The organism is Enterobacter sp. MG-EB028 (assembly GCF_056673305.1).
Genome location: NZ_CP195079.1, coordinates 1093573 through 1118433, shown reverse-complemented (window position 1 = coordinate 1118433; position 24861 = coordinate 1093573). Strand labels below are relative to the sequence as shown.

The window sequence follows — 24861 nt, the reverse complement described above, 5'->3', positions numbered from 1 at the left end:
TCCGGGTTTCTTATGCGCCAGCTTAACCGCCTTAACCAGTATCAACGCCTGTGGCAACCTTCCGCCGGCGCTCCGCAGCTCGTAACCGTAAGCGAGCTTGCCAGCCGCTGTTTTTGTAGCGAGAGGCATGTCCGCACCCTGCTGCGCCAGGCTCAGGAGGCGGGCTGGCTCAGCTGGCGCGCGCGGTCTGGTCGCGGCAAGCGCGGTGAGCTGACGTTCCATGCCAGCCCGGAGTCACTGCGCAATGCGATGATGGAAGAGGCACTGAAGAGCGGGCAGCAGCATAACGCTTTGGAGCTGGCGCAGCTTGCGCCGGACGCGCTGAGATCATTGCTGCATCCGTTTTTAGGCGGGCAATGGCAAAACGACACGCCGACGCTGCGCATCCCCTACTATCGCTCGCTGGAGCCGCTTCAGCCGGGCTTCTTGCCTGGCCGGGCGGAGCAGCATCTGGCGGGACAGGTATTTTCAGGTTTGACGCGTTTTAACGGCAACAGCAGTGAACCTACGGGCGATCTGGCGCATCACTGGGAGGTCTCTGCTGACGGGCTGCGCTGGCATTTCTATATTCGCTCCACGCTGCACTGGCATAACGGCGATAAAATAGAAACGGCGCAACTCCAGCGAAGCCTGACCGCGCTGTTGACGCTTCCCGCCCTGCGCACCCTGTTTCGGAGCGTCTTACGTATCGAAACAACGCATCCACAGTGTCTGACGTTTGTGCTGCATCAACCGGACTATTGGCTGGCGCACAGGCTGGCAACCTACTGCAGTCGTCTGGCGCATCCCGACCATCCTGCGGTTGGCTGCGGTCCCTTCCGGCTGGCCGCCTTTGAGCCCGACCTGGTTCGTCTGGAAAGCCATGAGCAGTACCACCTGAGCCATCCGCTGCTTAAAGCCATCGAATACTGGATCACTCCCCAGCTGTTTGATTACAGGCTGGGTACCAGCTGTCGTCACCCGGTGCAAATTGCGATTGGCGAGGCCGATGAGCTGGAAACCCTGAGGCTGGTCAGCAGCAGTACCAGTCTGGGCTTCTGTTACCTCACGCTGAAACAGAGCGCGCGTCTGAGTGAGCTCCAGGCAAAGCGGCTTATCAATATCATCCATCTCTCCAGGCTTCTGCACACGCTTCCGCTCAATGAAGGGCTCATTACGCCCACTCAGGAACTGCTTCCCGGCTGGACAATTCCCGAATGGCCTGATTTAACGGACGTTGCCCTGCCCGAGTCGCTGACGCTGGTTTACCATCTTCCCGTTGAGCTTCACACCATGGCCAGCCAGTTAAAAACGTACCTGGCGCGACAGGGTTGTGAACTGACCGTCGTCTTCCACGACGCCAAGACGTGGGACGGATGCCAGCAGCTTGCCGATGCAGATATCATGATGGGGGACAGGCTGATTGGCGAAGCGCCAGCGTATACGCTTGAGCAATGGCTGCGCTGCGATGCACTGTGGCCGCACGTGTTAAGCGCACCGGCCTACGCTCATTTGCAAGCCACGCTGGATGCGGTGCAGTCGCAGGCCGAAGCTCGGGACCGACACGCCGGTCTGCAAGCCATTTTCAACCGCCTGATGGAGAATGCGGTGCTGACGCCGCTTTTTAACTATCAATATCAAATCAGCGCCCCGCCAGGGGTCAACGGCATACGCCTCAACACCCGCGGCTGGTTTGATTTTACCGAAGCCTGGCTACCCGCCCCCAAATCGTGAAGAAGCTGGTCGCCGCCGTAGCCAGACGGTAACATAACGTTTTTACCGTAACAGTCGAGATGATTTATGAAACGTGCCGTCGTCGTGTTCAGCGGAGGACAAGACTCTACAACCTGCCTGGTTCAGGCCCTTCATCAGTATGATGAAGTTCACTGTGTGACTTTCGATTATGGCCAGCGTCACCGCGCTGAAATCGACGTTGCCCGTGAACTTGCCCTGAAACTGGGGGCACGCGCGCACAAGGTGCTGGACGTTACGCTGTTAAATGAACTGGCAGTCAGCAGCCTCACCCGGGACAGTATTCCCGTCCCGGACTACGAACCCGATGCCAGCGGCATTCCGAACACCTTCGTGCCGGGCCGTAATATTCTGTTCCTGACCCTGACGGCAATTTATGCCTATCAGGTAAAAGCCGAAGCGGTAATTACGGGCGTATGCGAGACCGACTTCTCAGGATATCCGGACTGCCGTGATGAGTTTGTAAAAGCGCTCAACCACGCCGTCAATCTGGGGATGGCAAAAGAGACGCGCTTTGAAACCCCGCTCATGTGGCTGGATAAAGCCGAAACCTGGGCGCTGGCCGACTACTGGGGCAAGCTGGATTTAGTTCGCAGCGAAACCCTCACCTGCTATAACGGTATCAAAGGCGACGGTTGCGGCCAGTGCGCCGCCTGTAATCTGCGCGCTAACGGACTGAACCACTACCTGGCTGATAAAGTCGGCGTAATGGCGGCAATGAAGCAAAAAACCGGGCTTAAATAAGGCTACCTCACCGTGCTGTCGAACAGTTTTACCCCGGCAGCACGGGTAACCTTCATTAGCGTAGTCAGCGTTGGGTTGCCGTTGTCTGATAAGGTTCGATATAGCTGCTGGCGGGAAAGACCGGCTTTGGCAGAGATTTCACCTATGCCGCCACGGGCTTCGATGACCTGACGGAGTGCAATGAGATAGGCAGGGATGCCCTGGTCTTCATAGATCTCTTCCAGGGCTGTTTGCAGATAACGCTGAGCGTAGGAAGGATTTTCTCGCAGCATTTTTACAACAGCATCATGGTGGCTAACGGAACTCGAATATTTTCGTTCAGCGGCGCTCATTGAAATGTCCTTTTGTCTGGTGATCTTTCCAGTAATCTATTGCCAGTTTGATATCCGCTTTTTGGCTCTTTTTGTTACCACCGATCAGTAACAATAAAACCTGCCGATTCTCTACTGCAAAATAGATCCTGTAGCCGGGGCCACTGTCGACTCGCATCTCCCAAACACCTTCCCTGAGATACCTGTAATCACCAAAATTACGTTTTATCGCGCGGTTAATCCGCATAAGGATCCGGAAAACTATATCAGGATCCTTTCGGTTCATTTTGGCTACCCACTCCTCAAACGGCACTTTCCCGTCACGGGTCCGGTAACGTTCAACAACGTAGTCCCTGTCCATTATTCTATCCCTGAAAAATCCTTTTGTCTTTTATAAAAGACAAATTTTCTAAGCGATCATCAGCTCCAGCTTTTCCCGCAGCTCCCCTTCCAACGGCAGCGCTTTCTGAGTTTTCAGATCGATACAGACAAAGGTAATCAGCGCATCAGCCACTACCTGCCCTTCTGGATCGAGCGTCACCACCTGGCTTAACACGCCGCTCTTGCCGTTTAGCTGTTGTACCTGGCTGGTCACGGTGAGCACATCGCCCAGCACGGCCGGGCGGCGGTAGTTGATGTTGATATTGACGACCACGAAAGCGATGTTGTGCGCGGTCAGCCACTGAAAGCTTTCGCTGTTCTCTAGTCCGTCCCAGCGCGCTTCTTCAAGAAATTCGAGATAGCGGGCGTTGTTAACGTGCTGGTAAACATCAAGATGGAAACCGCGTACTTTGATTTTTGTCTGCATAGCGCAATAGCCTTACGTTGATATAGGATCAGAGGTCATAACTGGTATGACCTCTTTATCCTGGCAAACTTTTGCCGCAGTGCAAGAAATTGCGTTATTACAGTGTCAGGTGTGAGAGGTTGCGCTCAACCAGCGCGCTGCCCATGCCCGGGACCTGCTTGAGATCATCGACCGTTTTGAAAGGGCCATACTCTTCGCGGTAGCTGACGATGGCCTGCGCTTTTTTCAGGCCGACACCGTTCATTGCGCGGGCAAGATCCTCTGCCGAGGCCGAGTTAATGCTGACCCGCGTACCGTCATCATCCGTATTTTTAACGGCGTCAGCCGCTTTGGTTTGCCCCTGCACCGGCGCGGCCGCATCAGATTTGCTCTGCGTGGTCTGTGGTTTGGCGGCGGGCGTCGCCGCCAGCGCGCCCGCGCTCATCCCGGTGGTGGCAATAGCCAGCGTAATTAACAGTGCTTTGATTCCACATTTCATGCTGTTATCTCCTTGTTTGTTGACAGCCACGCAACGATAGCTCCCGGAGAAAACAGGCACAAACAGCAGATTGCAGAAATGGAAAAGGCCGCGAAAGCGGCCTTTAGTTTTTGCAGAGCGTTACGAAAATCTGCGAGCAGACACGTAATTATTGCTGCTGAGTCATGACATCGCCCAGCTTAATTTTGGCTTCTTTACGCAGGTTGCTCATCATGGCTTCGAAAGCAATCTGAGCATTGTTTTGAGTAATGCCCTGAACCATCGCCTTCTTCTGCGCTTCTGGCAGGGTGCCGGCTTTCACTTCGTCCAGCGCCAACAGAACAACGTTACCCTGCATATCGGTGGTGGTGCCGAAGCTTGGCTTGTCTTTTGACGGCAGTGTCAGGCCAAACGCAGCCTGGCTGATTGGGTCCTGACCGGAACGGCTCAGCGTTTTCGCCTCACCGAAGCTCAGGCCAGCCGCTTTCAGCGCGTCCTGTTTACCCGCTTTCAGGTCAGACAGAATCTTCTCAGCATCCAGTTTCGCCTGCTGTTCCGCTTTGTTGTGCTTAACCTGAGCGACGACCTGATCCTTCACTTCCGCCAGCGGTTTGACCGCTTCTGGCTTGTGCTCGCTGACGCGCAGAACAAACGCACGATCGCCGTCGACGGTAATGATGTCAGAGTTGCTGCCCGGCGTACCGTTCTCGCCCACCAGACCACCGTTAAAGATGGCATCAGAAACCGGCTTGAAGTTCAGCTCTTCCGGCAGGTTGTCGCGACCAAACCAGCCCGTCTCAACCGCCTTCACACCCGCTGCCTGCTCTGCACCTGCCAGAGATTCGTTGTCGTTGCTGGCAGCATCGCTCACTTTCTGCTGCAGCGCGTAGTAGGCATCCAGGGCTTTTTCCTGTTTCACTTTCGCAGCGATATCATCACGAACCTCAGCCAGCGGCTTGGTTTTCGCCGCGATGATGTCGTCCAGGCGCACGACCAGGAAACCAACGGATGATTTAATCACACCAGACAGCTGGCCTTTCTCTTTCAGGCCGGCATTTTTCAGTTCGTCCGGCGTGGTTGCGTCTTCCAGCCAGCCCATATCACCGCCGTTTTTCGCAGAGATGATATCGGTGGATTTCGATTTCGCGATGGTGGCGAAATCAGCGCCTTTGTTCAGTTCATCCAGTACCGCCTTAGCATCTGCTTCAGTTTTGGTCTGAATCACGCTGTAGCGGTTACGCTGCGGCTGAGTGAACTGATCCTGATGCTGATCGTAGTAAGACTGGATCTCCGCGTCAGACGCGCTTTCCTGCAGCGCAGCTGCATCCAGTTTGATGTAGCTGACGCGGAACTGCTCCGGAGAAACAAAGGCGTTCTTATTCTGCTCGTACCAGGCGTTAACCTCTGCGTCGCTCACCTGCTGTTTCGCCGCCAGGGCGTTCACATCAATGGTCGCTTCACGGACAACGCGCTGCTGTGCTACCAGCGCAGCCAATTCTTCCGTTTCACCTTTGAGCATAAAATCGGTGCCCACAACGGCATTGATAAGCTGCTGAGTGGTCAGCTGGTTACGCAGCGCCTGCGCGTACTGATCCGCCGTCATGCCCATCTGGTTGACGATGCTGTTGTACCGCGCGTTGTCGAATTTACCGTTAGACTGGAATGCCTGAGTGGCGAAGATCGCTTTTTTCACCTGCTCGTCGCTGATGCCAAGGCCCAGCTTTTTGGCATACTGATCCAGCAGCGCTTCGTCGATAAGACGGTTCAGCGTCTGTTGGCGCAGGGTTTTCATGTACCCTTCATTCGCCGCCAGTTCAGAGAATTGGTCGCCCAGCTGTTGCTGCATACGGTTACGTTCACCGGCAAAAGCATTCTCGAACTGACCACGGCTGATTTCCTGGCCATTCACTTTTGCGGCATAGTTCGCGCCACCGCCAATAAGGTAACTGCTCACGCCGGTCAATATGAACGACACGATAATGATACCGAAAATAATCTTGAGCACGAGACTGTTAGCAGCCGTGCGTAAGCTGTCCATCATGGTGTAACAACACTCCGCTGTAGGTGACTGGTTACCTGACGCTGACGGAAAATCCTGCCCGTCGCGCGTAAAGGCGTATTGTGACAAGAAAACGGGGCGATTGTCAGCCCACAACTCGCATAAACTCGCACAAATCAGGTCTGGACAAACAAAAAAGGCACATCAAACGATGCGCCCTTGTACTATCCGGCTTCCCTGAAACGGGAAAGCAATCAGTTTACTGCGTCTTTCAGCGCTTTACCTGCACGGAAACCCGGCACTTTAGCAGCAGCAATGGTGATCTCTTTACCGGTCTGAGGGTTGCGGCCAGTACGGGCAGCACGCTCTTTAACAGCAAAAGTACCGAAGCCTACCAGTGCAACGTCGTCCCCAGCCTGCAGAGATTCAGTAACAGAAGCAATTAATGCATCTAACGCACGTCCAGCTGCAGCTTTAGAAATATCAGCACCAGCAGCAATTTTGTCAATCAGTTGAGATTTATTCACTGTTCTCTTCCTCTCTTTATAATTTATATCGCGCCTGAGTCCTTCACAACGCGACCGCGCAGCAGTTATATCAGGCCTGCCATGACCTTACAACACCCGTTGTTGATGGCTGACCTAATCAGCAATCTAAATTAGCTATACAAAAAAAGGCTGGCAAGTGCGAAATGACTTACCAGCCTTGTTTTTATTGACGCTCTTTGCGCGAGGTCACTATTTTGCGGTTACAACCTGCATTCCGGACGGTTCATTCTGCAATGCGAGAGTAAGAACTTCCTCAATTCGCTTAACAGGATGGATCTGCAGATCGGCAATCACGTTGTCCGGAATCTCTTCCAGATCGCGTTTATTCTCGTAAGGAATCAATACGGTTTTGATCCCACCGCGGTGTGCCGCCAGCAGTTTTTCTTTTAACCCACCGATTGGCAGGACCTGACCACGCAGGGTGATTTCACCGGTCATTGCCACATCGGCACGTACCGGGTTCCCTGTCAGACAGGAGACCAGCGCCGTACACATGGCAATACCCGCGCTTGGGCCATCTTTCGGCGTCGCCCCTTCCGGAACGTGCACATGGATGTCGCGTTTTTCGTAGAAATCCGGATTGATACCCAGTTTCTCCGCACGCGCACGCACCACGGTCAGCGCCGCCTGAATGGATTCCTGCATCACTTCACCCAGCGAGCCAGTGTAGGTCAGCTTGCCTTTGCCCGGCACACAGGCGGTTTCGATGGTCAGCAGATCGCCGCCCACTTCCGTCCATGCCAGACCGGTGACCTGACCAACGCGGTTTTCGTTGTCCGCGCGACCGTAGTCGAAGCGCTGAACGCCCAGGTAGGCATGCAGATTGTCGCCGTTAATCACAATGTGCTTCAGGCTCTTATCCAGCAGCAGCTGTTTCACCGCTTTACGACACAGTTTAGAGATTTCACGCTCAAGACTACGCACGCCCGCTTCACGGGTGTAGTAGCGAATGATGCCGATAATCGCGCTGTCCTCGACGGTCAGCTCGTTGGCTTTCAGCGCGTTACGCTCAATCTGTTTCGGCAGCAGGTGCTGTTTAGCAATATTCAGCTTCTCATCTTCGGTATAACCGGAGAGACGGATCACTTCCATACGGTCCAGCAGCGGGGCCGGAATGTTCATGGAGTTGGAGGTCGCCACGAACATCACATCGCTCAGGTCGTAGTCCACTTCCAGATAATGATCGCTGAACGCCACGTTCTGTTCTGGATCAAGTACTTCCAGCAGTGCAGACGCCGGATCGCCACGCATGTCCGAAGACATCTTGTCGATCTCATCGAGCAGGAACAGCGGGTTTTTAACGCCCACTTTCGCCATCTTCTGGATCAGTTTACCCGGCATAGAACCGATGTAGGTACGGCGGTGACCGCGGATTTCCGCTTCATCGCGCACGCCGCCCAGCGCCATACGGATATATTTACGTCCGGTCGCTTTGGCAATGGACTGACCCAGAGAGGTTTTACCCACCCCTGGCGGTCCTACCAGGCACAGAATTGGACCTTTGATTTTGTTTACACGGCTTTGTACCGCAAGGTACTCAAGAATGCGGTCTTTGACGCGTTCCAGGCCGTAGTGGTCGGTATCCAGGATCTCCTGAGCCTGACGCAGGTCTTTTTTGACCTTGCTGCGGGCATTCCACGGCACCTGAACCATCCACTCGATGTAGCCACGCACGACGGTCGCTTCAGCCGACATTGGAGACATCATTTTCAGCTTCTGCAGTTCTGCTTCGGCTTTCTCTTTCGCCTCTTTCGGCATCTTCGCCGCGTCGATCTTACGCTTCAGCGCTTCGTTTTCATCCGGCGCGTCGTCCATCTCGCCCAGCTCTTTCTGAATCGCCTTCATTTGCTCATTCAGATAGTACTCACGCTGAGACTTCTCCATCTGCTTTTTCACGCGGTTACGAATGCGCTTCTCAACCTGCAGCAGATCGATTTCAGACTCCATCATCGCCATCAGGTATTCCAGACGTTCGTTAACGTCGGACATTTCCAGCACGGACTGTTTGTCAGCCAGCTTCAGCGGCATGTGCGCAGCGATGGTATCCGCCAGACGCGCAGGATCGTCGATGCTGTTCAGCGACGTCAGCACTTCTGGTGGAATTTTCTTATTCAGCTTGATATAGCCTTCAAACTGGCTGATTGCGGTGCGCACGAGCACTTCCTGCTCGCGTTCATCAAGCTGAGGCGAATCAAGGTACTCTGCCTTAGCAGAGAAGTGTTCGCCATTGTCAGACAGGGTGGTAATACGCGCACGCTGCAGCCCTTCCACCAGCACCTTCACGGTGCCGTCAGGCAGCTTCAGCATCTGCAAAATAGAGGCCACGGTCCCGACGGTGAAAAGATCGTTTACACCCGGCTCATCCGTTGATGCTTCTTTCTGCGCCACCAGCATGATTTTTTTATCATGATCCATAGCGGCTTCGAGGCAACGGATAGATTTTTCCCGCCCTACAAATAAGGGTATGACCATGTGCGGATAAACCACCACATCGCGCAACGGCAATACGGGGATTTCAATGCGTTCAGAACGCTCAGGATTCATAGAGCTCTCTCTTAGTTTAGTGTCCGCCAGGTAAGCTGGTCATGTCACAGTGCTTCACATAACCATTAACATGTATCCAGTATATGGGGATGTTTCCCACACATTCAACGCTATGAACACGGAAAAAGTAAAGGGGAGATAAAATCCCCCCTTTTTGATTAACTGCTTGTATGATTTGGTGAATTATTCGCCAGATGCCTGCTGGGCTTCCGGTTTACCGTAAATCAGCAGCGGCTTGGATTGGCCACCGATCACGGACTCGTCGATAACCACTTTTTCAACATCTTCCATCGACGGCAGATCGTACATAGTGTCGAGCAGTGCCGCTTCAACGATAGAACGCAGGCCGCGCGCACCGGTTTTACGGATCATCGCTTTCTTGGCAATTGCGTCCAGCGCTTCGTCACGGAATTCCAGGTCAACGCCTTCCAGATTGAACAGCGCCTGATACTGCTTGGTCAGCGCATTTTTCGGCTCTTTCAGGATCTGAATCAGCGCCTCTTCACTCAGCTCATTCAGCGTTGCCACAACCGGCAGACGGCCAATGAACTCAGGGATCAGACCAAATTTGATCAGATCTTCAGGCTCAACCTGCGAAAGCAATTCGCCTTCGTTGGCTTTCTCGGACTTCGCCTTCACCGTTGCGCCAAAACCAATGCCGGAGCCGGTTTCAACACGGTGGGAGATCACTTTATCCAGGCCTGCAAACGCACCGCCGCAGATGAACAGGATCTTGGAAGTATCAACCTGCAGGAACTCCTGCTGCGGATGTTTGCGTCCACCCTGCGGCGGAACGGCGGCAACCGTACCTTCGATCAGCTTCAGCAACGCCTGCTGCACGCCTTCACCCGATACGTCACGGGTAATGGACGGGTTGTCTGATTTACGGGAGATCTTGTCGATCTCATCAATGTAAACAATCCCGCGCTGGGCTTTTTGTACGTCGTAATCGCACTTCTGCAGCAGCTTCTGAATGATGTTCTCAACGTCTTCACCCACATAACCGGCTTCGGTCAGTGTGGTGGCATCCGCCATGGTAAACGGAACATCAAGCAGGCGCGCCAGCGTTTCCGCCAGCAGCGTTTTACCGGAGCCGGTTGGCCCGATCAGCAGAATGTTGCTTTTGCCCAGTTCCACGCCATTGCTGGTGTCGCCGTTACGCAGACGTTTGTAGTGGTTATATACCGCCACCGCCAGCACTTTCTTGGCCTGCTCCTGACCGATGACATAGTCGTCAAGGTGATGACGAATCTCATGCGGCGTTGGCAATGCGCTACGCTCACGGTGCGGCGCAACTTCTTTAATCTCTTCGCGAATGATGTCGTTACATAAATCGACACATTCGTCGCAGATATACACGGACGGCCCGGCAATCAGTTTACGCACTTCATGCTGGCTTTTGCCGCAAAAAGAGCAGTACAGCAGTTTGCCCGAACCATCTTTGCGTTTATCTGTCATGAGTCCAAACCTCTTTTTAAGTTCTTTGTGCCGCACATGACGACGCAAATGCCATTCTAAGACGCAAGCTGCATTAAGCAGCGTGCCGCCCTACTTTAGTATAGCGGCACACTCGCGTCGCGGGCATCAATTACGATGGGTCAATACGGAGTCGACTAAGCCGTACTCAACTGCCTCTGGAGCAGAGAGGAAGCGATCGCGCTCGGTATCGCGCTCGATCTGCTCAAGAGATTGACCTGTATGCTGCGCCATAAGTTCATTCATGCGCGCTTTTACTTTCAGAATTTCGCGGGCGTGGATTTCGATATCCGTCGCCTGCCCCTGGTAACCACCCAGCGGCTGGTGAATCATCACGCGGGAGTTAGGCAGGCAGAAACGCTTACCTTTCGCCCCTGCGGTTAACAGGAAGGCCCCCATGGATGCAGCCTGACCCATACAGATAGTGCTGACATCTGGCTTGATGAACTGCATGGTGTCATAAATGGACATGCCCGCCGTAATCACACCGCCAGGCGAGTTGATGTACAGGTAAATGTCTTTTTCCGGGTTTTCCGCTTCCAGGAACAGCATCTGCGCCACGATCAGGTTAGCCATATGGTCTTCTACCTGGCCGGTCAGAAAGATAACGCGTTCCTTGAGCAGACGGGAATAGATATCGAAAGAACGCTCACCACGTGAGGTCTGTTCAATAACCATTGGCACCAGCGCCATATGGGGTGCAAAGTTATCTCGTTCGCCACTGTATGACATTTCCGTCTCCTGGTTCAAAATTGAAAACACCTGCTGTACTGATTGTAACCTTATGGACGGATTATCAGCCAGTCTCAATCATCGTGATTACACACTTATGGGGTTCGCCACGCCCTATTTCAAGCATAACAACCTTTTGTTGTAACGCTAACACTGAAAGGGCGTTTTAGCACCCTTCAAGAACCCAAGCTGCGATAAAAAAAACCCGTCGCCGGAGGGCAACGGGTTTTTTGTTCAAACTTTAAACCGTTAGGGCGAAATTACGCCTGCTGGTTCATCAGTTCGTTGAAAGAGGTCGCTTTTTCGGTCACTTTCGCTTTCGCCAGTACCGCTTCAACAGCCTGCTCTTCCAGGGCGACGTTGCGCATGTTGTCCATCAGCTCTTTGTTCTTGCCGTAGAACTCGATCACTTCTGATGGATCTTCGTATGCAGACGCCATCTCTTCGATCAGGCCTTTTACACGCTCTTCGTCAGCTTTCAGCTCGTGGGTACGAATCACTTCGCCCAGCAGCAGGCCAACAACCACGCGGCGTTTCGCTTGCTCTTCAAACAGCTCGCGCGGCAGTTCCATCGCTTGCTGCTGGTTGCCACCGAAACGCTGTGCAGCCTGACGGCGCAGTACGTCGATTTCGCTGTCGATCAGAGCAGCAGGAACGTCGATGTCGTTCGCTTTTACCAGACCTTCAATCGCCTGAGATTTCACGCGGTTACGCACAGCGCCGTTCAGCTCGCGCTCCATGTTTTTACGCACTTCGGTACGCAGGCCAGCAACAGAACCATCTTCAACGCCGAAACGCTTGATGAACTCTTCAGTCAGTTCTGGCAGTTCGCGCTCTTCGACTTTTTTCAGGTTGATGACGAACTTCGCTGCTTTACCTTTCAGGTTTTCAGCGTGGTATTCTTCCGGGAAGGTCACGTCGATGGTGAACTCTTCGCCAGCCTTGTGGCCTTTGATACCGTCTTCGAAGCCTGGGATCATACGACCCTGGCCCATTGCCAGTACGAAGTCAGACGCTTTACCGCCTTCGAACTCTTCGCCATCAACAGAACCGGTGAAGTCGATGGTTACGCGGTCTTCCGCGTCAACAGCGCCTTCTTTCTCTTTCCAGTTCGCCTGCTGCTTGCGCAGGGTGTCCAGCATGCCGTCAACGTCTTCGTCAGTTACGGAAACAATCGGTTTTTCAACTTCGATAGATTCCAGACCTTTCAGCTCAACTTCCGGATACACTTCGAACTCTACGGAGTAGGTGAAGTCTTCGCCCAGTTTGTATTCGCCTGGCACGTAGTTTGGTGCACCCGCCGGATTGATTTTTTCTTTGATGATCGCGTCGATAAAGTTGCGGCTCATCAGTTCACCCAGCACATCCTGACGCACGGAAGCGCCATAACGCTGAGCAACAACATTCATTGGTACTTTGCCCTTACGGAAGCCGTCAATACGTACTTTTTTTGCTACGTTGACCAGCTCGCTTTTCACAGCAGTTTCGATGCTGTCAGCAGCGATAGTAATCGTTACACGGCGGCCAAGGCCTTGAGTGGTTTCAACTGAAACTTGCATCTTGTTACCTCAAAAAAATCACAGTGCTCGGTCAACTCTGAATCTGTCTGTTATACCGGGATGCTCTCTTAGTGCAGATTCACATTCCCTGTCGCCAGAATCATCCCGAAGACATTCATTAAGACGCGGCATTATAGCGGCATCACTTAGGTGAGTCGAGAACGGTTGGGGCATGTTGCTGCGGCTTTTTTCACACTTTAAGGCTATTTTTAGCCTTAAAATCGCACCATCCGCTCAAAACTCAGACAAAACAAAACGGCCCGGAGGCCGTTTTGAGGAAATCTGTAAGCAACATACTGGAAAAGCTCCGGCCGTTGCAAATCCGATTTATCAGGCGATAGTGCCGGCACCTCGACAGGGCGGCGACGCGAAAACCGTATCCTGCAAGCCTTCCCATTCCTTAATGGTGTAGGTATGCAGTGCCAGCGCATGCACGGTTGTGGAGAGTTCTTCCGTCAAGGTGCTGTAGATCAGGCGATGTCGGTTCAGGAAACGTTCTCCCGTGAAGCGATCGCTAACCAGAACCACTTTAAAGTGGCTTTCAGAACCTGCCGGCACGTTATGACGATAGCTTTCGTCGACGACTTCGAGGAACACAGGGTTGAACGCTGCCCTTAATTTTTCTTCTATCTGTTCACGTATCATCATGAAATTACTCCTCCGACAACGCTGAGATGTCACCCATCCCTTTAAATATTAGCCGCTTTTACCGTTTCCATTACACCTTGACAACAAATATTTAGCTTTCGTCTAATTTTCTCATTCAAACGAATGAAGTTCACTGTGAGACTCATTCCTTTCATCATTCGCGGGAGGAGAAAAAGGGTGAGCTGGTCAGTTTTCAGACAAGACGATGAATTTACATGCGTTGACCACTTCCCCTGACCGTAGTCGATGTTATGATGGCGGCAATTTCTCTTTCTTTATGCTTACGATTCGTTGAGAACCTGAAAATGTTAAAAAAACTCTTCTTTCCGTTGGTAGCCCTTTTTATGCTGGCAGGCTGTGCGACTCCGCCTACCACTATTGATGTCTCACCAAAAATCACTCTGCCTCAGCAGGACCCTAGCCTGATGGGCGTCACCGTGAGCATTAACGGTGCCGATCAGCGTCAGGACCAGGCTCTGGCAAAAGTGACCCGCGATAACCAGCAGGTTACCCTCACCGCGTCCCGCGACCTGCGCTTCCTGCTGCAGGAAGTGCTTGAGAAGCAAATGACCGCTCGCGGCTACATGATTGGCCCAAGCGGCGCGGTTGACCTGCAGATCATCGTCAACAACCTTTATGCAGACGTGTCTCAGGGCAACGTGCGCTACAACATCGCGACCAAAGCGGATATCGCCATCATTGCCACCGCGAAAAACGGTAACAAGATGACGAAAAACTACCGCGCCAGCTACTCCGTTGAAGGCGCGTTCCAGGCATCCAACCAGAACATTGCTAACGCCGTTAACAGCGTGCTGACGGATACCATCGCCGATATGGCGCAGGACACCAGCATTCACGATTTTATCAAGCAGAACGCACGTTAATCCTGCTTACTGACCCGGTGCTTCACCGGGTCAGTTCATAAAACCATGTCCAGTCACTACTTACGCATTTTCCAGCAACCGAAATCAGCGATTCTGCTGATTCTCGGCTTTGCCTCCGGTTTACCCCTCGCGCTCACCTCCGGCACGCTTCAGGCGTGGATGACGGTCGAGAACATCGATCTCAAAACCATTGGTTTCTTCTCGCTGGTCGGCCAGGCTTATGTCTTTAAGTTCCTGTGGTCGCCGGTGATGGATCGCTATACGCCCCCGTTCCTGGGACGTCGTCGCGGCTGGTTAGTGATGACGCAGGTCCTGCTGCTGCTGGCGATTGCGGCGATGGGCTTCCTTGAACCGACCACACAGCTTCGCTGGATGGCCGCGCTTGCGGTGGTGATAGCCTTCTGTTCCGCCTCCCAGGATATTGTGTTTGACGCCTGGAAGACGGACGTCTTACCCGCCGAGGAGCGCGGGGCCGGTGCGGCCATCAGCGTGCTGGGCTATCGCCTCGGGATGCTGGTCTCCGGCGGCCTGGCGCTGTGGCTGGCCGACCGTTACCTCGGCTGGCAGGGCATGTACTGGCTGATGGCCGCCCTGCTGATCCCCTGCATTATCGCAACGCTCTTTGCTCCCGAACCGAGTGACGTCATTCCGGTCCCCCGCTCACTGGAACAGGCCGTGGCCGAACCGCTGCGCGACTTCTTTGGCCGTAACAATGCCTGGCTGATCCTGCTGCTCATCGTCCTTTATAAGCTGGGTGATGCCTTTGCCATGAGCCTGACCACCACCTTCCTGATCCGCGGCGTCGGTTTTGATGCCGGTGAAGTGGGGGTAGTGAACAAAACGCTGGGGCTGTTTGCGACCATCGTCGGCGCACTTTATGGCGGTGTATTGATGCAGCGCCTGACGCTGTTCCGCGCGCTGCTGATCTTCGGCATTCTTCAGGGCGCCTCTAACGCCGGTTACTGGCTGCTGTCGATTACCGACAAACATACGATCAGCATGGCCGCAGCGGTGTTCTTCGAAAACCTCTGCGGCGGCATGGGGACGGCGGCGTTTGTTGCCCTGCTGATGACCCTGTGCAATAAGTCATTTTCCGCCACGCAGTTCGCTCTGCTCTCGGCGCTCTCGGCCGTTGGCCGCGTGTACGTAGGCCCGATTGCCGGCTGGTTTGTGGAAGCCCACGGCTGGCCAACGTTTTATCTCTTCTCGGTCGCGGCTGCCGTGCCGGGGATTTTATTATTGCTGGTGTGTCGCCAGACGCTGGAATATACCCAGCGGACTGAACACTTTATGCCGCGCACTGAATATCATCGCGCCTACCGTTTTGCGTTACGTCTGTTAATGACGGGCTGCGCCGCGCTGGCGCTCTGGCTTGTGGTACTTATTGTTAACGCCAGTACGTCTCTGGCGCTCCCCCTCGAAGCCCTTCTGCTGGACGCCGGAGCCCTGCTGGCCATCGCCGGGATCCTGACGGGCGGTCTGCTCGATTTTATGGCATTGCGTAAAACGCAGATGACCTGAAGAAAAAGCGAAAGGTTATTTCCCGTTGTAATCACTAACCGAAATTATAACGGCGAAATAGCCATCAGCCGCTAAAAAAATATTTGTTGTTTTGTGCGGGATAGGATTTGGAAATTATTGGAGCCGGTTCCAAATTGCTATTTTTCATTAAACGATTCAGCATTGGAAAGTTTGATTTTTCGTTTTTTAGATGTCTTTTTATTGATAATTAATTGTTAATTTTTTGTTTATTTTTAACAATGGTTATACCAATTGCCCCTTTTAGGGTATGCTTGGGGGTCCTTTCGTTATAAAGCCCATCTCATGCGGCTTCGGTCATAAAAACCGACATAATCTGCAACACTTGTGACACGTGCGGCAGAACCCGGTAACACCTTCCTGACACAGGCCTAATGATGTTTACAGTAATGTAACCTTCCCGTAAAATGCCCGCACACTTTAAACGCCACCAGACTCCCGTGGAATTGAGGTCGTTAAATGAGACTCAGGAAATACAATAAAAGTTTGGGATGGTTGTCATTATTCGCAGGTACTGTATTACTCAGTGGCTGCGATTCTGCACTACTAGACCCCAAAGGACAGATTGGACTGGAACAACGTTCACTGATATTGACGGCTTTTGGCCTGATGTTGATTGTGGTTATTCCTGCCATTTTGATGGCTGTTGGTTTCGCCTGGAAGTATCGTGCGAGCAATAAAGATGCGAAGTATAGCCCGAACTGGTCACACTCCAATAAAGTGGAAGCTGTGGTCTGGACGGTGCCTATTCTGATCATCCTGTTCCTTGCCGTACTGACCTGGAAAACCACTCACGCACTTGAGCCAAGCAAGCCGCTGGTTCACGATGAAAAACCTATTACCATTGAAGTGGTCTCCATGGACTGGAAATGGTTCTTCATCTATCCAGAGCAGGGCATTGCTACCGTGAATGAAATCGCCTTCCCGGCGAACACTCCGGTTCAGTTCAAAGTGACCTCCAACTCCGTAATGAACTCCTTCTTCATCCCGCGTCTGGGTAGCCAGATTTACGCGATGGCCGGTATGCAGACGAACCTGCATCTGATCGCGAATGAAGCAGGCACCTACGATGGTATCTCCGCCAGCTATAGCGGCCCGGGCTTCTCAGGTATGAAGTTCAAAGCTATTGCGACGCCGGACCGTGCCGCTTTCGACCAGTGGGTTGAAAAAGCGAAGCAGTCTCCAAACACCATGTCTGACATGGCGGCGTTCGAAAAAGTGGCTGCACCTAGCGAATACAACAAGGTGGAGTACTTCTCTAACGTGAAACCTGATTTGTTCAAAGACGTTATTGGCAAATTTATGGATCACGGCAAGAGCATGGACATGACCCAGCCAGAAGGCGAGCACAGCGCGCATGAAGGTATGGAAGGCATGGACATGAGCCACGCGGAAACCGCTCACTAAGGGGCCGAGGAAGAAAATGTTCGGAAAATTGACACTGGATGCAGTGCCCTACCATGAACCGATTATCATGGTTACGGTGGCTGCAATTATCATTGGTGGCGCGGCCTTAGTTGGCCTGATCACTTACTTCGGTAAGTGGAGCTACCTGTGGAATGAGTGGCTGACTTCGGTTGACCACAAAAAACTCGGTATCATGTACTGCATCGTCGGTATCGTCATGTTAATTCGTGGCTTTGCGGATGCGATCATGATGCGTAGCCAGCAGGCACTCGCATCTGCGGGCGAAGCCGGCTTCCTGCCGCCGCACCACTACGATCAGATCTTTACCGCTCACGGCGTTATCATGATCTTCTTCGTGGCGATGCCGCTGGTAATCGGTCTGATGAACGTCGTCGTTCCGCTGCAAATTGGTGCGCGCGACGTGGCGTTCCCGTTCCTGAACAACCTGAGCTTCTGGTTCACCGTTGTCGGCGTTATCCTGGTTAACCTGTCACTGGGTGTGGGCGAATTCGCGCAGACCGGCTGGCTGGCGTACCCGCCGCTGTCGGGAATTGAGTACAGTCCGGGTGTCGGTGTTGACTACTGGATTTGGGCGCTTCAGCTCTCCGGTGTCGGTACGACCCTGACCGGTATCAACTTCTTCGTGACCATCCTGAAGATGCGTGCTCCTGGTATGACGATGTTCAAGATGCCGGTATTTACCTGGGCATCTCTGTGCGCCAACGTACTGATTATCGCATCGTTCCCAATTCTGACCGTCACCATCGCGCTGCTGACCCTGGACCGCTATCTGGGCACCCATTTCTTCACAAATGATATGGGTGGCAACATGATGATGTACATCAACCTGATTTGGGCCTGGGGTCACCCGGAAGTGTACATCCTGGTTCTGCCTGTCTTCGGTGTGTTCTCCGAAATCGCGGCAACCTTCTCGCGTAAACGCCTGTTTGGTTACACCTCTCTGGTGTGGGCAACCGTGTGTATTACCGTTCTGTCGTTCATCGTTTGGCTGCACCACTTCTTCACCATGGGTGCGGGCGCGAACGTAAACGCCTTCTTCGGTATCACCACCATGATTATCGCCATCCCTACCGGGGTGAAGATCTTCAACTGGCTGTTCACCATGTACCAGGGCCGTATCGTGTTCCACTCAGCAATGCTGTGGACCATCGGCTTCATCGTTACCTTCTCCGTAGGTGGGATGACCGGCGTACTGCTGGCGGTACCGGGCGCTGACTTCGTTCTGCACAACAGTCTGTTCCTGATTGCGCACTTCCATAACGTTATCATCGGCGGCGTGGTCTTCGGCTGCTTCGCTGGCGTAACCTACTGGTGGCCAAAAGCGTTCGGCTTCACGCTGAACGAAAAATGGGGTAAACGCGCGTTCTGGTTCTGGATCATTGGCTTCTTCGTGGCGTTTATGCCGCTGTACGTGCTGGGCTTCATGGGTATGACCCGTCGTCTGAGCCAGCAGATCGATCCGCAGTTCCACCCAATGCTGATGGTTGCAGCGGGCGGTGCAGCGCTGATTGCCTGCGGTATTCTGTGCCAGCTGATTCAGTACTACGTGTCCATCCGTGACCGTAACCTGAACCGCGACCTGACCGGTGACCCATGGGGTGGCCGTACGCTGGAGTGGGCAACCTCTTCTCCACCGCCGTTCTATAACTTTGCCGTAGTGCCGCACATTCACGAGCGTGATGCCTTCTGGGAAATGAAAGAAAAAGGTGAAGCGTACAAGCAACCTGAGCATTACGAAGAGATCCATATGCCGAAAAACAGCGCTGCGGGCATCGTGATTGCCGCTTTCGCAACGGTATTTGGTTTCGCAATGATCTGGCACATCTGGTGGATGGCGATTGTTGGCTTCGCCGGCATCGTAATCAGCTGGATTGTGAAGAGCTTTGACGAGGACGTGGACTACTACGTACCAGTCCGTGAAGTTGAAAAGCTGGAAAATCAGCATTTCGACGAGATTTCTAAAGCGGGGCTGAAAAATGGCAACTGATACTCTGGCGCACTCAACTGCCCACGCGCATGAACATGCGCACCACGATACAGGACCGACGAAAGTCTTCGGTTTCTGGATCTACCTGATGAGCGACTGCATTCTGTTCTGCTGTCTGTTCGCGACCTATGCCGTTCTGGTGAACGGCACAGCGGGCGGCCCGACCGGCAAGGACATCTTTGAACTGCCGTTCGTTCTGGTTGAAACCGCACTGCTGTTATTCAGCTCCATCACCTACGGCATGGCGGCTATCGCCATGTACAAAAACAACAAGAGCCAGGTTGTCTCCTGGCTGGCGTTGACCTGGCTGTTTGGTGCTGGCTTTATCGGGATGGAAATCTATGAATTCCATCACCTGATTATGGAAGGCTTCGGCCCGGATCGCAGTGGCTTCCTGTCCGCGTTCTTCGCGCTGGTGGGTACCCACGGTCTGCACGTGACCTCGGGTCTGATCTGGATGGCAGTACTGATGTTCCAGATCTCCCGCCGCGGCCTGACCAGCACTAACCGTACCCGTATCATGTGCCTGAGCCTGTTCTGGCACTTCCTGGACGTGGTATGGATCTGTGTGTTCTCTGTTGTCTATCTGATGGGGGCGATGTAATGAGTCATTCTAACGATCATGGCGCTTCCCACGGCAGCGTAAAAACCTACATGACAGGTTTCATCCTGTCGATCATCCTGACGGTGATCCCGTTCTGGATGGTGATGAGCGGTTCTGCGTCCAAGCCGGTTATCCTGGGAGCAATCCTGGTAACCGCGGTGATTCAGATTCTGGTGCATCTGGTTTGCTTCCTGCACATGAACACCAAGTCCGATGAAGGCTGGAATATGACCGCCTTTATCTTTACCGTGATTATCATCGCTATCCTGGTAGTCGGTTCCATCTGGATTATGTGGAACCTCAACTACAACATGATGGTTCACTAAGAGCGGCGAGTATGTTTAAGCAATACCTGCAAGTAACGAAACCAGGCATCATCTTTGGCAACCTGATCTCCGTGATCGGAGGGTTCCTGCTGGCCTCTAAAGGCAGCATTGATTACGCCCTCTTTATCTCTACGCTGGTCGGTGTGTCACTGGTTGTTGCGTCCGGTTGTGTATTTAACAACTACATCGACATGGATATCGACAAGAAGATGGAAAGGACCAAAAATCGGGTGCTGGTTAAAGGCCTGATCGCCCCTTCCGTCTCGCTGGTGTACGCCACCTTGCTGGGTATTGCTGGCTTTATGCTGCTGTGGTTTGGTGCTAACCCGCTGGCCTGCTGGCTGGGGGTGATGGGGTTCGTAGTGTATGTAGGCGTCTACAGCCTGTATATGAAACGTCACTCCGTCTACGGCACGCTGATTGGTTCTCTCTCCGGCGCTGCGCCGCCGGTAATTGGCTACTGCGCGGTCACGAACGAGTTCGACAGCGGTGCGCTGATCCTGCTGGCTATCTTTAGCCTTTGGCAGATGCCGCACTCCTATGCCATCGCGATTTTCCGCTTTAAGGATTATCAGGCAGCGAACATCCCGGTTCTGCCGGTCGTGAAGGGCATTTCGGTTGCCAAGAACCACATCACGCTCTACATCATCGCTTTTGCCGTGGCAACGCTGATGCTCTCTCTGGGTGGCTACGCCGGGTATAAATATCTGGCGGTAGCGGCTGCGGTGAGCTTCTGGTGGCTCGGTATGGCCCTGCGCGGATACAAAGTGGAAGATGACAAAGTCTGGGCGCGCAAGCTGTTTGTGTTCTCTATCGTTGCTATCACTTCACTATCCGTGATGATGTCCGTAGACTTTATGGTGCCGGATTCACATAACCTGCTGACTTACGTCTGGTAAGACTCGCAGGTGAATAAAAGGGTGCTTCGGCACCCTTTTTTATTCATCAAATCCATTAATAACGCATGTAATATTTGTTAAATAACCCTTTATTTACCCCGCCCCTTCCCCGCACTACACTATGGCCTGCTTTTGAACTGAGGTGGTAATGAACGATTATAAAATGACGCCAGGCGAGCTACGCGCGACCTGGGGCTTAGGGACTGTCTTCTCGCTACGGATGCTCGGCATGTTTATGGTCCTGCCTGTTCTGACCACGTACGGCATGGCGCTGCAGGGGGCCAGCGAGGCGCTGATTGGCCTGGCAATTGGTATTTACGGTCTTGCGCAGGCGATATTTCAAATCCCGTTTGGTCTGCTCTCCGATCGGGTGGGTCGAAAGCCGCTGATTGTCGGCGGTCTGCTTATTTTTGTTCTCGGTAGCGTCATTGCCGCCCTCTCCCACTCCATCTGGGGGATTATTCTTGGTCGCGCCCTCCAGGGCTCCGGCGCGATTGCCGCCGCCGTTATGGCGCTGCTGTCAGACCTTACACGCGAACAGAACCGCACGAAGGCGATGGCGTTTATCGGCGTGAGCTTTGGCGTCACCTTCGCGATTGCGATGGTGCTCGGTCCGATTATCACCCATACGCTCGGCCTGCACGCTCTGTTCTGGATGATTGCCGTGCTGGCGACCATCGGCATTGCCTTAACTCTGTGGGTCGTGCCGGACAGTAAAAACCACGTTCTGAACCGTGAGTCAGGCATGGTCAAAGGCTGCTTCAGCAAAGTGCTCGTTGAGCCACGCCTGCTCAAGCTGAATTTCGGCATTATGTGCCTGCACATTCTGCTGATGTCGACCTTTGTCGCCCTGCCCGGCCAGCTTGCCGCAGCGGGTTTCCAGGCCGCAGAGCACTGGAAAATCTATCTGGTCACGATGCTGATATCTTTTGTCTCCGTCGTGCCATTCATCATCTATGCCGAAGTGAAGCGCAAAATGAAGCGCGTCTTCGTGGGCTGCGTGGCGCTGCTGCTGATAGCCGAGATCGTGCTCTGGGGATCCGGCCCGCACTTCTGGGAGCTGGTTGCTGGCGTACAGCTGTTCTTCCTGGCGTTTAACCTGATGGAAGCGCTGCTGCCGTCGCTTATCAGCAAGGAGTCTCCTGCAGGTTACAAAGGCACGGCGATGGGTATCTACTCCACCAGCCAGTTTCTCGGCGTGGCGATCGGCGGCTCGCTCGGTGGCTGGGTCGACGGCCTGTTTGATTCACAAACCGTGTTTCTCGCGGGCGCGCTGCTGGCGACAGTCTGGCTGCTGGTCGCCAGCACCATGAAAGAGCCGCGCTATGTGAGCAGCCTGCGGGTAGAAATCCCGGATGATGTAGAAATCAGCGATGCGCTGAAGCAGCGTCTGGAAGCAAAAGAAGGCGTGACAGAGGTGTTCATTGTCCCGGAAGAGCGGAGCGCTTACGTCAAAATAGACAGCAAGGTGACCAACCGCTTTGAGGTCGAGCAGGCGCTTAAAGCCTAAAAAAAGCCCGGTTAAACCGGGCTTTTCAGTCTTAATCGCGGAAGTTTTTAAACTGGAACGGCTGCCCCAGATCGCCGCCGCGCACCAGCGCCATCACGGACTGCAGATCGTCGCGGGATTTACCGGTCACGCGAATTTCTTCGCCCTGGATCTGCGCCTGCACCTTCAGCTTGCTGTCTTTGATGAGCTTAACGATCTTCTTCTGCACCGCGCTCTCGATGCCCTGCTTGAGTTTGGCTTCCACAAACCAGTTCTTACCGCTGTGGACAAACTCTTCCGGCACGTCCAGAGATGTCCCTTCAATGCCGCGTTTTAACAGCTTGGCACGCAGAATATCGAGCAGCTGATTCACCTGGAAATCAGACTCGCTCAGCACCTTAATGGTCTTATTTGCGTCGTTCAGCTCAAACGACGCCTCAACGCCACGAAAATCGAAACGTGACTCAACTTCGCGTGTTGCGTTCTCAACGCCGTTGCGAACTTCCTGGATATCAACCTCGGAAACAATATCGAAAGATGGCATCTTTTCTTCTCCCTTCACTTTTGTTGCGTTGCATAATACCCGCTACGAGGCATAACTCAACAGAAGCTTAGCTGTATAATTAAGCTGTAACACCTGGCGCAGTTGCAGGTGAGGAGGAACAATGAAAATTACGGTGCTCGGATGCGGAGCGCTTGGTCAGCTGTGGCTGACCGCGCTGCGCAAGCACGGACATGAGGTTCAGGGCTGGCTGCGCGTGCCCCAGCCCTATTGCAGTGTCAACCTGATTGGTGAAGACGGAAGCATTTTTAACGAGTCCCTCACGGCAAACGATCCTGATTTCCTGGCGCAAAGCGACCTCCTGCTGGTGACGCTCAAGGCGTGGCAGGTTTCAGACGCGGTAAAGACGCTGGCCGCGCAGCTCCCCCCCACGTCCCCCATTCTGCTCCTGCACAATGGTATGGGAACCCTTGATGAGCTGAAAAGCGTCCCGCAGCCTCTGCTGATGGCGACCACCACCCACGCCGCGCGTCGCGACGGCAACATTATCGTGCATGTCGCCAGCGGCGTGACGCACATCGGCCCGGCCAGGACACAGGATGGCGACTACAGCTATCTCGCAGACGTGCTGCAGAAGGTTTTGCCGGACGTGGCATGGCATAACAACATTCACCCTCAGCTGTGGCGTAAGCTTGCGGTAAACTGCGTGATCAACCCGCTGACGGCGCTGTGGAACTGCCCGAACGGTGAGCTGAAAAACCATCCGCAGGAGGTGGCGTCCCTGTGTGCGGAAGTCGCGTCGGTAATTGAGCGAGAAGGCCTGCACACCTCAGCAGAGGATTTGCGCTGTTACGTCGAGCAAGTGATTGAGAGTACGGCTGAGAACATCTCCTCAATGCTGCAGGACGTTCGGGCCTTACGCCACACGGAAATCGACTACATCACGGGATATCTGCTAAAGCGCGCCCGCGCGCACGGCATCGCCGTGCCGGAAAACGCCCGTCTGTATGACCTGGTTAAACGTAAGGAGAGTGAATATGAGCGCGTCAGCACTGATCTGCCTCGCCCCTGGTAGCGAAGAGATGGAAGCGGTCACCACCATTGATTTAATGGTACGTGGCGGCATTAAGGTCACCACCGCCAGCGTTGCCAGCGACGGCAGCCTGGCGATCACCTGTTCCCGAGGGGTGAAAATTCTGGCAGATGCACCGCTTGTTCAGGTTGCTGATGGCGATTACGACATCATCGTGCTGCCCGGCGGCTTAAAAGGCGCGGAATGTTTTCGCGACAGCCCGCTGCTGGTCGAGACCGTGCGTCAGTTTCATCTATCCGGCCGCATTGTCGCGGCAATCTGCGCTGCCGCAGGAACGGTGCTTATTCCGCACGACATTTTCCCCATCGGCAACATGACCGGCTTCCCGGGGCTGAAGGACACCATCCCGGAAGAGCATTGGGTGGATAAACGCGTCGTCTGGGACCCGCGCGTCAACCTGCTGACCAGCCAGGGGCCCGGCACCGCGATTGATTTTGGCTTAAAGATTATTGACCTGCTGGTCGGACGCGAGAAGGCCTACGAAGTGGCGTCATCGCTGGTGATGCCGGCGGGAATTTATAATTATTACGAATAGGTGTTCTCCCTCTCCCCG

At 53.8% G+C, this 24861-nt stretch carries 24 protein-coding genes; 12 read left to right on the top strand and 12 right to left on the bottom strand.

The window, feature by feature from the left end:
• Window positions 1-12 precede the first annotated feature (12 nt).
• The gene (locus ACR42C_RS05175; RefSeq protein ID WP_163330429.1) at window positions 13-1713 is read left to right on the top strand and encodes an SgrR family transcriptional regulator; all 1701 of its coding nucleotides are present in this window, start codon (window positions 13-15) and stop codon (window positions 1711-1713) included.
• A gap of 66 nt (window positions 1714-1779) precedes the next feature.
• Window positions 1780-2475 (top strand): 7-cyano-7-deazaguanine synthase QueC, encoded by a 696-nt coding sequence (queC, locus tag ACR42C_RS05170; protein ID WP_023332238.1) that lies wholly within the window; start codon window positions 1780-1782, stop codon window positions 2473-2475.
• 2 nt (window positions 2476-2477) lie between these two features.
• On the opposite strand, the gene ACR42C_RS05165 is transcribed toward queC, so the two are convergent.
• From ACR42C_RS05165 to bolA, 11 genes are all read right to left on the bottom strand, one after another.
• Window positions 2478-2807 (bottom strand): addiction module antidote protein, encoded by a 330-nt coding sequence (locus ACR42C_RS05165; RefSeq protein ID WP_233003138.1) that lies wholly within the window; start codon window positions 2805-2807, stop codon window positions 2478-2480.
• Window positions 2794-3147: a type II toxin-antitoxin system RelE/ParE family toxin gene (locus ACR42C_RS05160; protein WP_233003137.1), complete on the bottom strand. Its 354-nt coding sequence runs from the start codon at window positions 3145-3147 to the stop codon at window positions 2794-2796. The genes ACR42C_RS05165 and ACR42C_RS05160 overlap by 14 nt, the downstream gene beginning before the upstream one ends.
• Window positions 3148-3195: 48 nt before the next feature.
• A complete protein-coding gene (locus ACR42C_RS05155) occupies window positions 3196-3594 on the bottom strand; it encodes a YbgC/FadM family acyl-CoA thioesterase (protein WP_025756175.1) in 399 nt (132 codons plus the stop codon).
• A gap of 97 nt (window positions 3595-3691) precedes the next feature.
• Window positions 3692-4072, bottom strand: a complete 381-nt coding sequence (locus ACR42C_RS05150; RefSeq protein WP_163330427.1) for a helix-hairpin-helix domain-containing protein — start codon at window positions 4070-4072, stop codon at window positions 3692-3694.
• A 148-nt stretch (window positions 4073-4220) separates the two neighbouring features.
• On the bottom strand, window positions 4221-6092 hold the full coding sequence (ppiD, locus tag ACR42C_RS05145) for a peptidylprolyl isomerase (protein ID WP_479984846.1): 1872 nt from the start codon (window positions 6090-6092) through the stop codon (window positions 4221-4223).
• Window positions 6093-6304: 212 nt separating this feature from the next.
• Window positions 6305-6577 carry a nucleoid-associated protein HU-beta gene (hupB, locus tag ACR42C_RS05140; RefSeq protein ID WP_002444653.1) on the bottom strand — a complete coding sequence of 91 codons (273 nt, stop codon included), beginning with the start codon at window positions 6575-6577 and terminating at the stop codon, window positions 6305-6307.
• 210 nt (window positions 6578-6787) lie between these two features.
• Window positions 6788-9142 carry an endopeptidase La gene (gene lon, locus ACR42C_RS05135; protein WP_061099040.1) on the bottom strand — a complete coding sequence of 785 codons (2355 nt, stop codon included), beginning with the start codon at window positions 9140-9142 and terminating at the stop codon, window positions 6788-6790.
• Between the two features lie 183 nt (window positions 9143-9325).
• A complete protein-coding gene (clpX, locus tag ACR42C_RS05130; RefSeq protein ID WP_061099041.1) occupies window positions 9326-10600 on the bottom strand; it encodes an ATP-dependent protease ATP-binding subunit ClpX in 1275 nt (424 codons plus the stop codon).
• A gap of 126 nt (window positions 10601-10726) precedes the next feature.
• The gene (gene clpP, locus ACR42C_RS05125) at window positions 10727-11350 is read right to left on the bottom strand and encodes an ATP-dependent Clp endopeptidase proteolytic subunit ClpP (RefSeq protein WP_014069126.1); all 624 of its coding nucleotides are present in this window, start codon (window positions 11348-11350) and stop codon (window positions 10727-10729) included.
• A gap of 260 nt (window positions 11351-11610) precedes the next feature.
• Window positions 11611-12909 carry a trigger factor gene (gene tig, locus ACR42C_RS05120; RefSeq protein ID WP_014882773.1) on the bottom strand — a complete coding sequence of 433 codons (1299 nt, stop codon included), beginning with the start codon at window positions 12907-12909 and terminating at the stop codon, window positions 11611-11613.
• A 330-nt stretch (window positions 12910-13239) separates the two neighbouring features.
• Window positions 13240-13557 carry a transcriptional regulator BolA gene (gene bolA, locus ACR42C_RS05115; RefSeq protein ID WP_003859051.1) on the bottom strand — a complete coding sequence of 106 codons (318 nt, stop codon included), beginning with the start codon at window positions 13555-13557 and terminating at the stop codon, window positions 13240-13242.
• 305 nt (window positions 13558-13862) lie between these two features.
• On the opposite strand from bolA, the gene ACR42C_RS05110 reads away from it, so the two are divergent.
• The 8 genes from ACR42C_RS05110 to ACR42C_RS05075 all read left to right on the top strand — a co-directional run bounded on the left by ACR42C_RS05110 (window position 13863) and on the right by ACR42C_RS05075 (window position 22734).
• The gene (locus ACR42C_RS05110) at window positions 13863-14441 is read left to right on the top strand and encodes a lipoprotein (RefSeq protein ID WP_023310568.1); all 579 of its coding nucleotides are present in this window, start codon (window positions 13863-13865) and stop codon (window positions 14439-14441) included.
• A 45-nt stretch (window positions 14442-14486) separates the two neighbouring features.
• Entirely contained in the window at window positions 14487-15962 is a 1476-nt protein-coding gene (gene ampG, locus ACR42C_RS05105) for a muropeptide MFS transporter AmpG (RefSeq protein WP_116341613.1), read from the top strand.
• A 477-nt stretch (window positions 15963-16439) separates the two neighbouring features.
• The gene (cyoA, locus tag ACR42C_RS05100) at window positions 16440-17387 is read left to right on the top strand and encodes a cytochrome o ubiquinol oxidase subunit II (RefSeq protein ID WP_008503322.1); all 948 of its coding nucleotides are present in this window, start codon (window positions 16440-16442) and stop codon (window positions 17385-17387) included.
• A 16-nt stretch (window positions 17388-17403) separates the two neighbouring features.
• Window positions 17404-19395 (top strand): cytochrome o ubiquinol oxidase subunit I, encoded by a 1992-nt coding sequence (gene cyoB / locus ACR42C_RS05095; RefSeq protein ID WP_116341615.1) that lies wholly within the window; start codon window positions 17404-17406, stop codon window positions 19393-19395.
• Window positions 19385-19999 (top strand): cytochrome o ubiquinol oxidase subunit III, encoded by a 615-nt coding sequence (locus ACR42C_RS05090; RefSeq protein WP_003859057.1) that lies wholly within the window; start codon window positions 19385-19387, stop codon window positions 19997-19999. The genes cyoB and ACR42C_RS05090 overlap by 11 nt, the downstream gene beginning before the upstream one ends.
• A complete protein-coding gene (locus tag ACR42C_RS05085; RefSeq protein ID WP_006176899.1) occupies window positions 19999-20325 on the top strand; it encodes a cytochrome o ubiquinol oxidase subunit IV in 327 nt (108 codons plus the stop codon). Before ACR42C_RS05090 ends, ACR42C_RS05085 begins: the two co-directional genes overlap by 1 nt.
• 11 nt (window positions 20326-20336) lie before the next feature.
• Window positions 20337-21224, top strand: a complete 888-nt coding sequence (gene cyoE / locus ACR42C_RS05080; protein ID WP_479984845.1) for a heme o synthase — start codon at window positions 20337-20339, stop codon at window positions 21222-21224.
• Window positions 21225-21372: 148 nt separating this feature from the next.
• Window positions 21373-22734, top strand: coding sequence for an MFS transporter (locus ACR42C_RS05075; RefSeq protein WP_479984844.1), 1362 nt, complete (start codon window positions 21373-21375; stop codon window positions 22732-22734).
• Window positions 22735-22765: 31 nt separating this feature from the next.
• Here ACR42C_RS05075 and ACR42C_RS05070 read toward each other — a convergent pair whose 3' ends face one another.
• Window positions 22766-23257 carry a YajQ family cyclic di-GMP-binding protein gene (locus ACR42C_RS05070; protein WP_023334701.1) on the bottom strand — a complete coding sequence of 164 codons (492 nt, stop codon included), beginning with the start codon at window positions 23255-23257 and terminating at the stop codon, window positions 22766-22768.
• A 121-nt stretch (window positions 23258-23378) separates the two neighbouring features.
• Here ACR42C_RS05070 and panE point away from each other — a divergent pair, with 121 nt between their 5' ends.
• Window positions 23379-24290 carry a 2-dehydropantoate 2-reductase gene (gene panE / locus ACR42C_RS05065; protein WP_316380337.1) on the top strand — a complete coding sequence of 304 codons (912 nt, stop codon included), beginning with the start codon at window positions 23379-23381 and terminating at the stop codon, window positions 24288-24290.
• A complete protein-coding gene (gene yajL, locus ACR42C_RS05060) occupies window positions 24253-24843 on the top strand; it encodes a protein deglycase YajL (protein ID WP_116341621.1) in 591 nt (196 codons plus the stop codon). Before panE ends, yajL begins: the two co-directional genes overlap by 38 nt.
• Window positions 24844-24861: the final 18 nt, after the last annotated feature.

Excerpts from the sequence above, each read along its gene's own strand:
- cyoB (WP_116341615.1), top strand. The coding sequence starts at position 17,404 with ATGTTCGGAAAATTGACACTGGATGCAGTGCCCTACCATGAACCGATT.
- ACR42C_RS05150 (WP_163330427.1), bottom strand. The coding sequence starts at position 4,072 with ATGAAATGTGGAATCAAAGCACTGTTAATTACGCTGGCTATTGCCACC.
- ACR42C_RS05160 (WP_233003137.1), bottom strand. The coding sequence starts at position 3,147 with ATGGACAGGGACTACGTTGTTGAACGTTACCGGACCCGTGACGGGAAA.
- ACR42C_RS05165 (WP_233003138.1), bottom strand. The coding sequence starts at position 2,807 with ATGAGCGCCGCTGAACGAAAATATTCGAGTTCCGTTAGCCACCATGAT.
- tig (WP_014882773.1), bottom strand. The coding sequence starts at position 12,909 with ATGCAAGTTTCAGTTGAAACCACTCAAGGCCTTGGCCGCCGTGTAACG.
- ACR42C_RS05175 (WP_163330429.1), top strand. The coding sequence starts at position 13 with ATGCGCCAGCTTAACCGCCTTAACCAGTATCAACGCCTGTGGCAACCT.
- cyoE (WP_479984845.1), top strand. The coding sequence starts at position 20,337 with ATGTTTAAGCAATACCTGCAAGTAACGAAACCAGGCATCATCTTTGGC.
- ACR42C_RS05090 (WP_003859057.1), top strand. The coding sequence starts at position 19,385 with ATGGCAACTGATACTCTGGCGCACTCAACTGCCCACGCGCATGAACAT.
- bolA (WP_003859051.1), bottom strand. The coding sequence starts at position 13,557 with ATGATGATACGTGAACAGATAGAAGAAAAATTAAGGGCAGCGTTCAAC.
- ampG (WP_116341613.1), top strand. The coding sequence starts at position 14,487 with ATGTCCAGTCACTACTTACGCATTTTCCAGCAACCGAAATCAGCGATT.
- queC (WP_023332238.1), top strand. The coding sequence starts at position 1,780 with ATGAAACGTGCCGTCGTCGTGTTCAGCGGAGGACAAGACTCTACAACC.
- clpX (WP_061099041.1), bottom strand. The coding sequence starts at position 10,600 with ATGACAGATAAACGCAAAGATGGTTCGGGCAAACTGCTGTACTGCTCT.
- ACR42C_RS05155 (WP_025756175.1), bottom strand. The coding sequence starts at position 3,594 with ATGCAGACAAAAATCAAAGTACGCGGTTTCCATCTTGATGTTTACCAG.
- cyoA (WP_008503322.1), top strand. The coding sequence starts at position 16,440 with ATGAGACTCAGGAAATACAATAAAAGTTTGGGATGGTTGTCATTATTC.
- lon (WP_061099040.1), bottom strand. The coding sequence starts at position 9,142 with ATGAATCCTGAGCGTTCTGAACGCATTGAAATCCCCGTATTGCCGTTG.
- clpP (WP_014069126.1), bottom strand. The coding sequence starts at position 11,350 with ATGTCATACAGTGGCGAACGAGATAACTTTGCACCCCATATGGCGCTG.
- yajL (WP_116341621.1), top strand. The coding sequence starts at position 24,253 with ATGAGCGCGTCAGCACTGATCTGCCTCGCCCCTGGTAGCGAAGAGATG.
- ACR42C_RS05075 (WP_479984844.1), top strand. The coding sequence starts at position 21,373 with ATGAACGATTATAAAATGACGCCAGGCGAGCTACGCGCGACCTGGGGC.
- ppiD (WP_479984846.1), bottom strand. The coding sequence starts at position 6,092 with ATGATGGACAGCTTACGCACGGCTGCTAACAGTCTCGTGCTCAAGATT.
- ACR42C_RS05070 (WP_023334701.1), bottom strand. The coding sequence starts at position 23,257 with ATGCCATCTTTCGATATTGTTTCCGAGGTTGATATCCAGGAAGTTCGC.
- ACR42C_RS05085 (WP_006176899.1), top strand. The coding sequence starts at position 19,999 with ATGAGTCATTCTAACGATCATGGCGCTTCCCACGGCAGCGTAAAAACC.
- panE (WP_316380337.1), top strand. The coding sequence starts at position 23,379 with ATGAAAATTACGGTGCTCGGATGCGGAGCGCTTGGTCAGCTGTGGCTG.
- ACR42C_RS05110 (WP_023310568.1), top strand. The coding sequence starts at position 13,863 with ATGTTAAAAAAACTCTTCTTTCCGTTGGTAGCCCTTTTTATGCTGGCA.